The sequence below is a fragment of the Companilactobacillus paralimentarius genome, assembly GCF_963227125.1.
Taxonomy (GTDB): Bacteria; Bacillota; Bacilli; order Lactobacillales; family Lactobacillaceae; genus Companilactobacillus; species Companilactobacillus paralimentarius.
Genome location: NZ_OY724131.1, coordinates 2249065 through 2264181 on the forward strand (window position 1 = coordinate 2249065; position 15117 = coordinate 2264181).

The following is a 15117-nucleotide window of genomic DNA, read 5'->3' on the forward strand; positions in this document are numbered from 1 at the left end:
ATAATAAATTTATATATAATTAATATAATTATATACCCATAATTAAAGCGTGTCATTGGTATAAAGTTGTCATATTGTCTAGTCCATTGTAAAAATATTGTTTTATATAATTAATACCATGACAAATAGATAATTTTATTCCATTTATATATTTAAAAGCTATTTAACGCAAAAAAAAATTGGAATTTCTTCCAATTTTTAATAAATTATTTATTTTTTAGATCATTAATGGAATTGATATTAGTCATATATTTTGGAACGGCTAATCCAACTTTGGCACCTTCCAAGTTAGCACCGAGATCTTCAAACTTACCTTTGTAATCAGAATAGAACTTAGCTGATGTCTTAGGCAACCAGGCACTGACAGTTGCATCAGCGGCTTTTGTAGAAATAGAAGCCCAGACAGGTTGCATTTCCATAGCTTGAATAGTTACTTTATAACCTTGATCTCGCAATACTTGTGCAATCACATTAGTTGAGGCAATTTCTGAATCCCAGGCAACATATGTGATCTTCAACGATTGACCATGAACCTTCTTGACGCCTTTAGTCCATTGTTGAACTAATTTAGGATTATTTTTAATCCATTGTTTAGCGGCCTTATCAGGATCCATACCACCATTAACTTTCAACATAACATCTGACATCTGTGAAGGTGTCCAATGGAAACGATCCAGAATAGTGTATGCTTCAGGCTTATCCTTCTTCAAACCTTTACGAACAACAGTACTGATATGTTCTGCTTTACCATAAACGTTCTTAGGATCTTTCAAAAACTTCAATTTATATTTTTTGAACATCCAATGTGGTTGCCATCCGGTAATCACAATTGGTTGTTTATTTTTGTAGGCTTTATCCAAAGTACTTGTCATAGCTGAAGTTGAACTAGGCTGTAATTGCCAGTTGTTCTTCTCCAAACCGTAATCTTTCAAAGCTGTTTGAGTAGAGGCCATTACACCAGCACCGGCATCAATACCTGTAATTGTGTAATTAATTTGTGGGCCCAACTTTTCCTTACTTTTGTACGGAGCTGTTTGGGAACTACATGCGGAAATAATTGGGATGATTAATACTGCTAACAAGAAAAGTTTAATAAACTTTTGTTTTTTCAAAAAATCCCTCCTAGTTCTTTCTGCGTGTTCTTGTTAATGATTGAGTCAATCTATCTAAGATGATAGCTAAGATAACAATAGCTAAACCAGCTGAGAAACCATTACCAGCATCGTTTCTACCAACGGCGAAGTAAACTTTAGTACCAAGTCCCATTGCACCAATCATAGAAGCAATAACAACCATTGATAGTGAAAGCATCATACTTTGGTTAACACCAGCCATTAAACTAGTCTTGGCAATTGGTAATTCAACCTTAAATAGTTTTTGCCATTCGGTTGATCCGAATGAATCAGCGGCTTCGATCAATTCATCAGGAACTTCACGAATACCCATGTTTGTCATACGTACTGTTGGTGGCATAGCGAAAATAACTGAGGCTACAATACCAGGAACCATACCAATACCGAATAAAGCAACAGCTGGAATCAAGTAAACAAAGGCAGGCATTGTCTGCATGAAATCAAGAATTGGTTTCAAAATAATCTCAGCAGTATGACTCTTAGCCATCAGAATACCCAATGGAATACCAATAACTAAGGCAATCAAACTTGAAGTTAATACTAAGGTCAAAGTTTGTGTCATATCACGCCAGTAATCTAGGTTCCAAATCAATAAGAGACCTAAGAATTCGAAGATCAATAGACCCCAATTTTGCTGATCACGATTAACGTAATATGTTAAAGCAATAACTAAAACAATAAAAAGCCAAATTGGAATAATGTCGAATAACCATTGAAAGGCATTATTGATTGATCCAATAAAATTAGTGATGGCATTGAAAAATCCAGTAAATTGAACTAACCAATCAACAAAATTATCAATCCAGTGTGCTAATGGAATTTGTGGAATACTACCTAATAAAAGACTATTCAAAATCACTCACCTCATTTCCGGCTAAGGCACCTAGAACGGCACCACGAACGATGATTCCCTTTAATTGCTTCTTATCATTGATAACAGCAAATGGAATACCTGTTTGGGAAATATCATCCATTAAATCAGAAATTGGTGTATCTTCTTCAGTTGTTGGAACTTTAGTTTGAATAATAGGTGTAATATCCCCTTTCTTCTCACGAACTAGTTTAATAACATCATTGGCATCAACTACTCCGAGTAATTTACGTTCGGCATTGACAATATAAGCGGTTGAAACTTCGTTAGCCTTCATCATCTTCAAGGTCAAACGAGGACCAGCCTTTTCAATATTAACTGTCATTGGACGAATCATTACGTTACCAGCAGTCAAAACCTTACTTCTATCAACATTTTCAATAAACTCTTCAACATATTCATCAGCAGGATGTGTCAAGATATCCTCTGGCGTACCAGTTTGAATAACTCGAGCATCCTTCATAATCATGATACGATCACCGATCTTCAAGGCCTCATTCAAATCATGACTGATAAAAATAATTGTCCTATGCAATCGTTCTTGGATATCCAAGAGTTGATCTTGCATATCGGTTCTGTTCAATGGATCAAGAGCTGAGAAAGCCTCATCCATTAATAGAATTTCTGGATCATTTGCAAGAGCACGAGCTAATCCGACACGTTGTTGCATACCACCTGACAATTGATCAGGATACTCATCGTTGTAACCAGTGATACCAACGGTTTCCAAAGCTTCTTTAGCTTTCTTTTCACGTGTATCCTTATCTACACCTTGAATTTCCAAGCCATATTCAGCATTTTCCAAAATAGTTCGATTAGGTAACAATCCAAAACTTTGGAAAACCATGCTCATTTTCTTACGACGAACCTCACGAAGTTCTTTCTTATCCATCTTCATTAAGTTTTCGCCATCAATCAATATTTCCCCATCAGTTGGGTCGATAAGACGATTGATCATTCTTACCAATGTTGACTTACCACTACCAGACAGACCCATAATAACGAAAATTTCACCATTATAAATCTTAAAGTTTGCTCGGTCTACACCAAGTGTGGCACCTGTTTCCTTGAGAATTTCCGATTTATCTTTTCCCTGTCTGCTTAACTCTTTAGCTTTATTGATATGCTTACCAAAAATCTTAGTTAAGTTTTTGACTTCTACTTTTGTACTCTTATTAGTACTCATTAAATCCCCCATTCTTGGAATTGAAATAAACATACTTTCCTATGCTCATTAATTAGAAATAAAAAAGCTATTATTTAAAAGTATGGCAGATTGTAAAATTTAAGTTGAACATTTAAGTGGACAGAAAAACCCATCAAGGTCTTTAATGGTGTTACCACAACATTCCATTAGAAAGAAGGACCTTAATGGGCACCACTATTTTATCATTCCAGAACCGTGTTGTCATTGAAACGCTTCATAATGAAGGACGTTCCTTGCGATACATCGCTAACTACTTAGGCTTTAGTAAGACCACCATCTTTAACGAACTTCACCGGCTAAATAGTGAGTACCAGGCTGAGCTAGCGCAAACTGACTTTGAACGAAAGGTTAGTCAACGGGGGCGGAAGTCTTCGCTCACTAAAAACCTTAAACACTTGGTCGAGGAAAAGATTCAAGTCCAGAAGTGGTCCCCTGAACAAGTTGCCCATGTGGTTGGGATTGCCTACAAGACGGTCTATAACTGGATTGATCAAGGCTGGCTTGATATACAGTTGCCCGATTTGCCTGATCATGGAATTCGTCGTCATCGTGCTAAAGAAAAGCGTGGTACGTTCAGTCACGGCCGCTCCATTGAGGAGCGTCCTCATAAAGTCGAAACTCGCCAGGAATTCGGCCACTTTGAAGCTGATACCGTACTTTCTGGCAAATGTAAAGGTCAAGCTGTGGCTACTTTTGTGGAGCGTAAGAGTCGCCTGACAATTGTTAAACGGCTCCATGGTCGCGACAGTCAGTCCATGACTCAAGCCGTACTTGAACTAGCTAGTCAACTTCAAAACAAGCTCAAGACGCTTACCGTAGATCATGGTAAAGAGTTCGCTAACTATCAGACAATTGAACGGCAAACTGGTACACAGGTTTATTTTGCCCATGCCTATTCACCACATGAACGCGGTAGTAATGAGAACCGTAACCGAGTTTTACGACGCTTTATTCCCAAAGGCCAAGCCATTGAAGAGTTAAGCGATCACAAGCTGATTCAAATTAATTGGTATTTGAATTCACGGCCACTTAAATGTCTTAATTGGCATACACCAATCGAGATCTTCTTGCTTAATTTACGTCACTAAATTCGTTCAAGTTATTTCTTGCAATCTGCCGTATAAATAACAGCGACCTTTATAACCCTAACAAATATTTCAAGCTTGTGCAAATATTTGAATCCATTGTAAGCCGTTTAGATTCGTAAAAAGTCCCGATTTTCGGCATTTTCAGGCACCATTCAACTCCACTTATAGTATAGGCTTAAGAGCTTTCACAAAGTTTCTAAGACAATTTATAAAAAAATAATCTATATTTCTCAAAAAAATATTATATTTTTTTCGAAAATTTCAATAACAAGTTAGCCACTTGGACAAAATAAATTGAATCCAAGTGATATCAGTATTTGAAGTTTATAAATATGTCTTTAAGCGCCACAGGAACTAGCAAAGAGTTCTTGTGGCGTTTTATAGTTCAATAACTTTCTAGGCATATTGTTGAGCTTAAATTCTATGTCTCTTATTACTTTTGGGCTGACTGTATCCAGTGACAGCCCTTTGGGCAAGTCACGACGTATCATTCGATTATGTACTTCATTTGTTCCACGTTCACAAGATGTATATGGGTGTGTGAAGTAAACATCCGCAACGCCAGCCATATCAGATGATAGATTAGAGAACTCAGGGCCATTGTCTGCAGTGATTGAATTGATAAGATCACCATAGTTCTTTATGATCTCTTTCATAGCATAATCTACAGAGTCGGCATCTCTACCGTCAATAAGTCTCATTATTTCAAAGCGTGTCTTACGCTCTATGAGCGTTAAGACGACACTCTCATGGCCATTTCTTTTGCCCACAATCGTGTCTATCTCAAAGTCCCCAAAGGATTCTCTGCTATCAACACTTTTAGGGCGTTTCTCAATACTACGACCAAGTAGACGCTTATGCTTTTTTGAAGTATGTTGCTTAGTCGGTCTAGTTGACTTTTCTACCAGATCAATATTCCGGATTTCAAGTCGTTGTTCATCAATATATTTGTAAAGTGTAGTAGTACAAACCATTTCATCTACTAAGAATAATTCTTCGTTCTTAGCTCGTCCAACGGCCGTATCAGGTGACCATCCATTATCTATGAACTGGCTTACAAAGAAGCCTAAAAAGGCTGTGACTTGGTCGAATTTAGAAGGACGATGGCAAAGCTTACGGTTCTTTACATACTTTTGATGTGCAGTGTCAGGAAAGTAGCAATTCAAGTGTTGAACTTTACCATTAACTTTCTTGATCTGCTCAACAGTACCTCTGTTAATTTCATTATTAATAGTCTGAGGTGAAACGCCGATAGCTTTAGCTATCTGGCGATTCGAGTAGCCAATTGAATGAAAGGAAGCAATCTTTCCACGTTCAATTTCAGTTAAATGATGTCCTTTAGGACGATTTATGATATTCTGTTCTAGCACCAAGACGAAAAACCTCTTTCATTGTTTGTGTGAGAACTCCAATGATACCTGATTTTTACGTCTTGGTGTTTTTATTTTGTCATTTTTCTAAAGTGGCTAACTTGATTATAAAATTCGCCATTATATTTTTTTCATTTAGCAACACAAAAAAAGAAATCTTTTTCTTTCTAAAAGACAGTTTAGAGTATGAATGTGCTTAAATTTTTATTTTCAAATCAAAAGAGGTGTTCATTATTGACCGAATTTAAACGGTTAATATCAACACCTCTTTTAAAGAACCTTTTAAGGTCTTTCTAAATGCATTTCTTTTTTAACATACTTTTCTGTACCATCTTCCGTGGCTTGTCCATAATACTTACATTTAAAATCAATTGTATTGAGAGTATTTTGCATAGCTTCCATTTGTTTCAAAACAGAAACACGTAATTCTTGAAACATCTGATAACGTTTATCCAAACTGGCATCCCCTTCAAGGGTCCATTGCATAAACTGCTTAATATCTCGAATAGGCATACCTGCATTCTTTAAGCATTCAATCATCTGCAAAGAGCCAATATTTTCTTCTGTAAAGCGTCTCACACCAGCTTCATTCTTATTAAGGTTAGGAATTAATCCTTCTTTATCATAGTAACGAATTGTTGGTAAACTCAATCCAAATTTTTCTGCTACCTCTCCAATTGAATAAGTAGTAATCATTTCTTGCATAAATAAACCTCCATATGCTTAACCTAAAGTTAAGTTTAGGTATTTGAGCTTTATCATAACATCAAAATAAAAAAGATACAGAATTCTGCATCTTTTTTATTTTGTAACATTTTTAGTTTGTACCCATTCGTTAGATAGGAAGTAATCATCCATCTTATACTGTGTATTTTCAGGATTTGCCTTCTTATCTTTGTAATAGCCTTTCAAATGATGATCTAGCATTAACCAGCCACGCCAGCCCATATGGATAGTATCTTCAGCAATATAGTTAGAATTCTTAACATTAGAAAGGTCTACTATATTATTGAAGCCTTGAGTTCTCAACTGATACTTAATTTTCTTATCGAAGTTAGTAATTGAACTCTTTGGCATTCCAGTATACTTAACCCAATGTGGATTAATAGGTTGAATTACAAACATTACTTCTACCTTATTCCTAGCAAACATATAAAGTAGTGCTTGAAAATCATTATACTCTGGCGAACTAGTATATTTAACGTGACGATGAGTATTCTTATAAGTTCTAATTCTCTTTCTTAATTGACGCTTGTAGAAAGAATCGCCAATTTGCATATCGTTATCACGTGAATTATGCTTTGCCATCTTAGTAGCTAATTTATTTAAATCCTTATAATTATAACTATCAGGCAATTTACTTGCGGCATCATTAATCATATTCTCATGATCATTCATTGATAATGATCCGAACAGATTATCCTGACTTTGTAAGCTTGAACGTACAAATGTCTCAATATAGAAACGTTGGAAACTAGTAATCTGTTTACCTTCAGAAATACGTTCTAGAGCATCATCTTCGATGGGGCCTTTGCTGACTCCCAAATCAAGAATCCTTCCAGCAACATATTTGTTCATTGCTTTATCACCAGTATTAGATTTCAAAATGAAACCTGTTAATTGCAATGGTGATAGGAAATATTTGAAAGCATCAGCTTGAACACCGGATTTACTAAACCATTGTGGAGAAATAATGAATACAGCTTTATTTCCCTTAAGATTAGACATCCCACCAACATTCATTGCTTGTGTCAATGAAGCAGTACCAGGATTCCCCTGCAAAAATGGTTTATTCTTCCAGTGATATTTTTGTGCCATGGAAGATGGATGGAACGGATCCATTCTAGAAAGTTCTGACGAACCAATAATAGGAATATAGTTTTCCTTTTCAGCAGCATTCTTCACACTTTCACCCTTCAAAACTCGGATGTCCAATGAAGTAGCGGCCTGTCTAACTTTTTGCGGTGTAACCGTCTTAAAGTTGATTGGCGCCCAGAGAAGAATTAATAAAGCAGCAATGGCAACTATAACAGGTCCAAAAATCATCCATAACTTTTTTTTCATAGTCTATTCCAATTCTTGTACACGTTGAGCAATTTTGTTAACTGTTGACCATTGTGAACGGTCGAATTCTGAAACTGGTACTTGAATTCCGAAATCATCTTGGAGTGTTACCAAAACTTCTACTGTTGCCATTGAATCTAGAACACCATCTTTAAATAGATCTTGATCAGCATCTTGGCCGACATTGTCTAGGCCTGTAACATCTTGTAAAATACCTACGATTTTTTCTTTAATATCATCCATAATAAACTCTCCTAATTTTTAAATTAAACGAACCATAATTTATTTAAAATACCTGAGAAAATCATAAAACTGAAACATACAACATTAAATGTTAAGAAGATAGCAAATGCTTCTGTAAACTTATTGCTTGGAATTTGTTTACGATGTTTCTTCTTATATCTTAACCAGGCATCATTGGTAATCATTGCGCAGGCGTGGAAAATACCATAAACAATGTAGTACCAAGTCTCACCATGCCAGAATCCCATGATCAGGAACAAAGTAATGTAGCCAACATTAGCAATTGTGACACGGTTCTTTAACCATTTATGTTTGATAACAGTGAACATTAAACGCATATAGATGAAATCACGGAACCAAAATGATAAAGTGATATGCCATCTATTCCAAAAGTCCTTAATATTGTGGGACTTGAAAGGAGCTCTAAAGTTCATTGGTGTCTTTACACCCATGAAATTACTAATTGCTACAGCAAACAGTGAGTAACCAGCAAAGTCAAAGAATAAATACATACTATATACATACATGTAGGCTACTAGTGCCCAAGAAAGTCCTAACGGAGTCTGACCTTTATAAGATAAAGTCAAAATCTGAATCTTCGGTAACAATAATGTGCCAAAGAAGTATCCGATAATGAATTTATATAGCAACCCTTGCATCAATTTGTTAACACCACTGTGCAAAAGTTCAACATACTCATCACGACTAGGAACATTCATAACATCTTTTTGGAAACGTCTAAATCTATCAATAGGTCCAGACGAGATGGTTGGGAAGAATAGTAAGAAACGAACGAATTCATATGGCTTAATATCCTTAATTACACCATCACGAATTTCCATAATTATTTCGACCGCTTTAAAGGTTAAATAACTGATACCTAAAAAGGCAAATAATGAAATGGTTTGATTCTTAAGAAGTGGATCTAACTTTACGAAAACTAGAGGAATGATTGCCAATACAACATAACTGGTAAAGATCCAGAAATTATTGTGTTTTTTACGATACGACAGATATGTAAACACTAATAACATTTCGTAAAGAACATAGAAAATCAATGAAATTCCTTGAGACATATTGCCACCAAAGAATGTGATTATTAAGATAATGACTGTTGCGATAAAATCATAAACTCTGAAACGTTTACCAAACCATAAACCAATCATGATTGGTAACAAGAGCAACATTAAATAGATAAAATAATGTGGACTACTATAGGGTGTAATGTTATTCATTAATCTGGCCTATTAAAGTCTTTCTATCAATTTTTCCATTTTTACTAATTGGTAGTTGCTCTACAAATTTCAAAACGTTAGGAATCATATATTCCATTGTCGTTTCTCTCAATGAGTCTTTAATATCAGAATTTAAATCATTCGCATCATTATCTTTAAATTCATCTTCCAAAACGATACAAGCAATCATCTTGCTTACTTGTTTCTTATTGTTATACAAAGGAACTGTACATGATTGCTTTACCTGTCTTAGGTTACCAAGCATTGAATCCACTTCTTCTAGTTCAATTCTGTAGCCATGCATCTTAATTTGGAAATCAGTTCTACCATGATAGAACAATAAACCGTCATCAGCTTCACTGACCATATCACCGGTATGATAAAACATCTTACCGTCAATCTCTTCAAAAGCTTTTTCAGTTTGGATAGGATTATTGAGATAACCCTTTGATACATCCGGACCACTGACGAGTAATTCACCTGTCATCAATCCAGTTTTTTCATCAATCGCACCGATAATTTGATGATCCATATTTGATTTCAAATAACCAATTGGTAGACGATCAAATTTATCTAATGCATCTTGATCAATTTTGATCGATGTAATTGCAACTGTGTTTTCAGTTGGTCCATAAGTGTTGTAAAGCTCAGCACTAGGGAACTTCTTCAACAGTTTTTTAGCAGTTGCATGAGTCAATTCCTCACCACAGAAGATAAACTTATTCAATTGTGGCATGTGTTCTTCATCAAAGCCTCTAAATAATAGACACATTTCAAAGAATGATGGTGTTGAAACCCATGTATTGAAATCTGATTCAATAATAGCCTCTTGCAATTTACCAAAATTCTTAGTTGTATCTTTATCAACTACATTTAATGTAGCGCCATTCATCAAGCCTGGATAAATATCAAAGACTGACAAGTCGAAAGAAAATGGTGCTTGCAATAACATATTCATTTTATCTGAATAGTTAAATTCTTTCTCAGCCCATTGAACAAAATCCAAAACGTTGTTCGTACTAATTTGTACACCCTTAGGAGTACCTGTTGTTCCTGAAGTAAAAATGATATAGAAATTGTCATTCAATCCAACACTACGATTGCTGTCATAAATGTTGTTGTCAGAATTTAGTACATTGGACATCTCTGCTTTAGTTATTTGCGGAGTATCTACTCCAAAATCTGTTGTGTCACTCCAATTAAGGATCAAAGAAGGTTTAGCAACCGAATTAATTTGAATAATTCTTTGTGGATCCGAACCATCATCAACTGGAATGTATGCGTGGCCGGCTTTAATTGAACCTAAAAACATTACTAACATTTCAAATTGTTGTCCACCATAGATGATAAGTGGACTTTTAGTAGGAAGAAATTTGTCCTGTATAAAACTTGCTACACGGTCTGATTGTTGCATTAATTCTTGATAAGTATGTGTCTCTGACCCATTCTTGTAGCAAACTTTGTCAGGGTTTTGTAATGCGACGGTGGTTATTTTTTCAATGATTTTATTCATTAATATTACCTTCTCCCGTTAAAATTCGTTGTAAATAAATTTGGCACTACCAACACCGTTATACCCATATATATATAAGAGCACTAAGAAAATAGCGAAAAATACAACTGTCTTAATAACAAAAACCGTGGCCGGCTTTTTTAGAAAAACAAGTAAACTATTTTTCATAATTAACACCTCGTTAAAAAGAGTTTGCTTTATGCGAAAACTATCTAACCATTCAATATAAATGGTGTCAAACCAAGAAATGAACCTAAATAATTGATTATTGTTATTTCTATATCATTTGTATAAACATTATAATAAAATCTCTAGTGTCATACGAAGGCTCTTTTTATAAAGAAATTTATTACTTTTTGACCAAACGCAACGCTGACATATGATTGATCGATTATCTGTTTAAACAAATTTATTATAATTGAAATAACTTTAACTTTCCACAATATACGCTTTGTAATTGGCAAGCTTTCTTAATAAAAACTACTTTTCACTTTTTAGAAAATTTCAATAAGGAATTGCTTTACCGTTTTTTATTATGAACGACACATATTAAAAGTAAATGAATGATCGTCACAATTACCAAAGTGTTAGTCTCATGTGACATTTTTGTAAGATAAATCGGTTACATTGAAACGATATATTTTTTGCTTTATTTGTTTAAAATAACAAAAATCACAATTATCATATTTCTTTATTTTGTTATTTTTGAAATAAAGAAATAACTTGATATATTCGATTCCACTAAAACTTTACTAGAATGTGAATACGTTCAAATTCCTGTTTTACACAAAAAGAAGTGTTCATACTGACCAAATTTAATTGGTTAATATGAACACTTCTTTTTCCATCAATTGATAATTCTACAATGTACGTCTTGGCAAAACTTTAGTAAGATTCTAAATGCTTTGTTTGAAATCAACATAAGCACCAATTAGATTAGCATCGTTACGATACTTACATGCCTTGATCATTGGCATGAATGGGGCGATCTCTACCTTATCTAATATAACTTGAATTTCTTTTTCAATATTTGGTATTAATGTATCTGATTGAGAAATTCCTCCACCTAATACGATCATCTCTGGGTCAAAACCATATTGTAGATTATAAATTGCTACAGCTAAGTGATGATATAAATCATGAGCATACTCTTGAGCTAGCTTATCGCCATTCTTAGCCAAATCAAATATATCTTTTCCAGAATAGTTAGTTCCTTTAGCATCATTGTAACGTTTAGCTAGTGACACAGCTGTACCAACGTTGCTTAACGTCTTATATCCTTCTGCAATAGTGTAACCAAATTCACCACCAAAAAGATGTTTTCCATGATGAACATGTCCGTCCATGATAACTGAACCACCGACACCTGTACCAATAACAATAAAGATCAAATTCTTTAGTCCTTTAGCTACACCACGATTCATTTCGGCCAAAGCAGCACAGTTAGCATCGTTTTCCATGCTTACTGGTAGGCCAAATCTTTTTTCTAATTCAGTTTGTATTTTAAAATTGTGAATATAAGGTAGGGCACTGGCACCCTCAATAACACCAGTTTCCTTATTAACTGCTCCTGGAGTACTCATCCCTACTCCCGCTAGTTCATGATTAGTTTTAAAATTATTAATTACTTTGGTCAAGCCTGCATAATAACCTGTGAGATCTTTCGGAGTATCAAAAGCACCCTTTTCGATTAACTGATCATTTTGACTATCCCACAATCCGTATTTAATACTTGTACCGCCGACATCTATTAAAGCAACATCCTTCATTTTTTCTCTCCTAATGCAATCGTTTTCATTTAATACTTCTAGATTAACATATCTATTAATAAATCGTTCAAAAGATTAGAAATCGAACACTTTTAATATATATAGCTGTTTAAACACAAAATATACTTATTTACATTTTTTTAATAGAAATGGTCTTGTTTTTGTTTATAATCATTTTTCAATTTAGATAAAAAACATTTATAAATTTAGATACAAACCGTCTGGCTTCTTTTGATAAACTCTAAGTATGAAATAGTTTCATGAATATCACAGTTAGGGGGTTAGCTAATGAAATTCTTAAAAAATATCATTCGTCTATTAGCTTTGACAAGTCTTAGTTTGTCTTTAACTCCCCTAACAACTATTAAGGCTGCCGAAGCTGATGCTATTAGTGTTGATAAATCTGACTCCGTTGTTACCTCATTAGCAGCCAATGATTCAACTGAACCTAATTCAACGACCTCAACCGTTACTGTGACCGTTCTTTCAGGTTATTTAACACTTGATGCTGTACCTGATTTCAATTTTGGTAATATTGCTTTAGGCTCAACGGCTAAATTGAAAAATAACACACCTGATACGACTGGTATCAATAATGCTGTTGATGATGGTAACAGCAAAGGACTTTTACAAGTCACTGATTCACGTAATTTAACTTCTAAAGAAGATATTCCCGGATTTAATTTATCAGCTAAAATGGGATCTTTAGTTGGAACTGATAACACATCACTTGATGCTATTTTGGATTTAAGTTCTATGCCTTTATTGGATTCTAATAACAATAACGTATCTAGCAGTTCCACTTCTCTTTCAACTCAAGCTGCTTCTTTAGTTTCAAATGCCAGCTCCACTTCAACTGTTATGGATCTAAAAAAAGGATCATACAATCCTGGTGTTATTAAGGCTGAATTTAATACACCTGATTCAGCAAGTATGACTCTCCCCAAAAATTCTGACTACAGTTACGACAAAACATCTAAAAATATGAATGCTGTGGTAACTTGGACATTAACTGCAAATCCTACAACAACAACTAAATAGATATCAAAATCCTCTAGCTTGAATATAAACTAGAGGATTTTTTATGATTAATTACAAAAAAAGACTTCCATTAAGTATTCAAGATATATTCTTTACTTGAATCTCTTAATAGAGGTCGTTTTTATTTTACAAAATTACGTATTAAACACACTCACATTTTAACCAAATTTGATTTTGATCTAACTGTCTTCTTTAAAATCCGTTATCAGCACTAATTTTAGCATACCATTGTCCTGATTTTTTCAATGTCTTTGTTTGCGTATGAATATCATCGCGAATCAAACCGTAACGATTACGATAGGCATTCTTCCAGGACCAACAGTCGATTGCCGTCCAAACAAAGTAACCATGGCAATTAGAACCAGCTTCGATACCCTTGTGCAATTGGACCAAATGATCATGAATAAAGTTGATTCGATAATCATCTTGAATAACGCCATCTTTCATGAAACGCTCTTCTCTTGAGACGCCCATACCATTTTCGGAAACGAACCATGGAATGTTTTTGTAGTTATCACGAATATTAATTGCAATATCGTAAAGCGTCTGTGGATAAATTTCCCATCCTTTATCAACATTCATAACTCGACCAGGCATTTCGTAATTATCAAAATAAATATCGGGCATCCAGTCTTGAAGACTCTTTGGTGAAACACTAGGTCTCTGGACTCTTTCAGGATGATAGAAATTAACGCCTAATACATCGACTGTATTGTCAGCAATCAACTTCAATTCTTCTGGTGTGCTTTGGAAAAGTACACCTGCATCATCTAATATTTGTACCAACTCTTCAGGAAAGTGTCCTAAGACAGCTGGATCCAAGAACATATTGTCATCCCACATAGTGGCGAATTTAGCAGCTTTGACATCTTCTGGATCATTTGAAGCTGGATAGGCTGGTGTTAAGTTCAAAATGGTTCCAATCTTAGCATCAGATTTGTTAGTTTTCTTCCAAGCTCTGAAACGCTTAATAGCTTTAGCAGATGCCAAATTCAAATTATAGGCAACTTGAACAGATGCTGGTCCATCAACTTTTAGTGGATAGTGAAATTGATACAAATATTCGCCATCCAAAATAACTTTAGGTTCATTAAATGTAAACCAGTTTTTAACTCGATCACCAAACAACTCAAAACATTTTTCAGCATAATCAGCAAATAGGTCAGTTACATGTTTTGATTCCCAACCACCAAATTCCTGATAGAGTTGAATAGGTAAATCAAAGTGAAACAAATTGATATACGGCTCAATTCCATTTTCAATCAAACAATTGATTACATTGTTATAAAATTCAGCACCATCTGGATCAACTTCACCAGTATCCAAATTTTTGATTAGACGTGTCCATTGAATTGAGGTTCTTAAAGCTTTGATACCAGCCTTTGCCATTAATGGAATATCTTTTTGATAGTCGTTATAGAAGTTGGAGGCTTCATCAGGCCCTACCCCATCGTAAAAATCATCCGGTTTCTTTTCAAACCAATAATCAAAGACATTTTGATTAGGCTTGTGAAAGTTACCTTCCGATTGTGGACCTGAAGTAGCTGCTCCCCAGGCAAAATCATCTGGAAATTTTATCATCG

14 protein-coding genes are annotated in these 15117 nt (G+C 34.7%); 2 read left to right on the forward strand and 12 right to left on the reverse strand.

Annotation, left to right across the window (positions count from 1 at the left end):
* Positions 1 to 206 precede the first annotated feature (206 nt).
* From ACI6PB_RS11135 to ACI6PB_RS11145, 3 genes are read right to left on the reverse strand one after another with little or no spacing between them, the layout of a single operon-like run.
* Positions 207 to 1112 (reverse strand): glycine betaine ABC transporter substrate-binding protein, encoded by a 906-nt coding sequence (locus ACI6PB_RS11135; RefSeq protein WP_025085935.1) that lies wholly within the window; start codon positions 1110 to 1112, stop codon positions 207 to 209.
* A 10-nt stretch (positions 1113 to 1122) separates the two neighbouring features.
* Positions 1123 to 1986 (reverse strand): ABC transporter permease, encoded by an 864-nt coding sequence (locus ACI6PB_RS11140; RefSeq protein ID WP_404327427.1) that lies wholly within the window; start codon positions 1984 to 1986, stop codon positions 1123 to 1125.
* Entirely contained in the window at positions 1979 to 3190 is a 1212-nt protein-coding gene (locus ACI6PB_RS11145) for a glycine betaine/L-proline ABC transporter ATP-binding protein (protein WP_404327428.1), read from the reverse strand. The genes ACI6PB_RS11140 and ACI6PB_RS11145 overlap by 8 nt, the downstream gene beginning before the upstream one ends.
* Positions 3191 to 3375: 185 nt before the next feature.
* On the opposite strand from ACI6PB_RS11145, the gene ACI6PB_RS11150 reads away from it, so the two are divergent.
* A complete protein-coding gene (locus ACI6PB_RS11150) occupies positions 3376 to 4299 on the forward strand; it encodes an IS30 family transposase (RefSeq protein ID WP_404327429.1) in 924 nt (307 codons plus the stop codon).
* Between the two features lie 338 nt (positions 4300 to 4637).
* Here ACI6PB_RS11150 and ACI6PB_RS11155 read toward each other — a convergent pair whose 3' ends face one another.
* The 8 genes from ACI6PB_RS11155 to ACI6PB_RS11190 form a co-directional block, all read right to left on the reverse strand.
* Positions 4638 to 5672 carry an IS30 family transposase gene (locus tag ACI6PB_RS11155; RefSeq protein WP_059075255.1) on the reverse strand — a complete coding sequence of 345 codons (1035 nt, stop codon included), beginning with the start codon at positions 5670 to 5672 and terminating at the stop codon, positions 4638 to 4640.
* Positions 5673 to 5951: 279 nt separating this feature from the next.
* Entirely contained in the window at positions 5952 to 6365 is a 414-nt protein-coding gene (locus tag ACI6PB_RS11160; RefSeq protein ID WP_025085933.1) for a MerR family transcriptional regulator, read from the reverse strand.
* Positions 6366 to 6470: 105 nt separating this feature from the next.
* Entirely contained in the window at positions 6471 to 7733 is a 1263-nt protein-coding gene (gene dltD / locus ACI6PB_RS11165) for a D-alanyl-lipoteichoic acid biosynthesis protein DltD (RefSeq protein ID WP_404327430.1), read from the reverse strand.
* Between the two features lie 3 nt (positions 7734 to 7736).
* Entirely contained in the window at positions 7737 to 7976 is a 240-nt protein-coding gene (gene dltC / locus ACI6PB_RS11170; RefSeq protein WP_371125783.1) for a D-alanine--poly(phosphoribitol) ligase subunit DltC, read from the reverse strand.
* Positions 7977 to 7999: 23 nt separating this feature from the next.
* Entirely contained in the window at positions 8000 to 9211 is a 1212-nt protein-coding gene (gene dltB, locus ACI6PB_RS11175) for a D-alanyl-lipoteichoic acid biosynthesis protein DltB (RefSeq protein WP_025085930.1), read from the reverse strand.
* Complete coding sequence (dltA, locus tag ACI6PB_RS11180; RefSeq protein ID WP_404327431.1) at positions 9204 to 10724, reverse strand: D-alanine--poly(phosphoribitol) ligase subunit DltA; 1521 nt, start codon at positions 10722 to 10724, stop codon at positions 9204 to 9206. The genes dltB and dltA overlap by 8 nt, the downstream gene beginning before the upstream one ends.
* An 18-nt stretch (positions 10725 to 10742) precedes the next feature.
* Positions 10743 to 10892 carry a teichoic acid D-Ala incorporation-associated protein DltX gene (locus ACI6PB_RS11185; protein WP_025085928.1) on the reverse strand — a complete coding sequence of 50 codons (150 nt, stop codon included), beginning with the start codon at positions 10890 to 10892 and terminating at the stop codon, positions 10743 to 10745.
* A 728-nt stretch (positions 10893 to 11620) separates the two neighbouring features.
* The gene (locus ACI6PB_RS11190; RefSeq protein WP_404327432.1) at positions 11621 to 12493 is read right to left on the reverse strand and encodes an ROK family protein; all 873 of its coding nucleotides are present in this window, start codon (positions 12491 to 12493) and stop codon (positions 11621 to 11623) included.
* Between the two features lie 288 nt (positions 12494 to 12781).
* Here ACI6PB_RS11190 and ACI6PB_RS11195 point away from each other — a divergent pair, with 288 nt between their 5' ends.
* Entirely contained in the window at positions 12782 to 13534 is a 753-nt protein-coding gene (locus tag ACI6PB_RS11195) for a WxL domain-containing protein (RefSeq protein ID WP_025085134.1), read from the forward strand.
* A 192-nt stretch (positions 13535 to 13726) separates the two neighbouring features.
* On the opposite strand, the gene ACI6PB_RS11200 is transcribed toward ACI6PB_RS11195, so the two are convergent.
* The gene (locus tag ACI6PB_RS11200) at positions 13727 to 15115 is read right to left on the reverse strand and encodes a glycoside hydrolase family 1 protein (RefSeq protein WP_404327433.1); all 1389 of its coding nucleotides are present in this window, start codon (positions 15113 to 15115) and stop codon (positions 13727 to 13729) included.
* Positions 15116 to 15117: the final 2 nt, after the last annotated feature.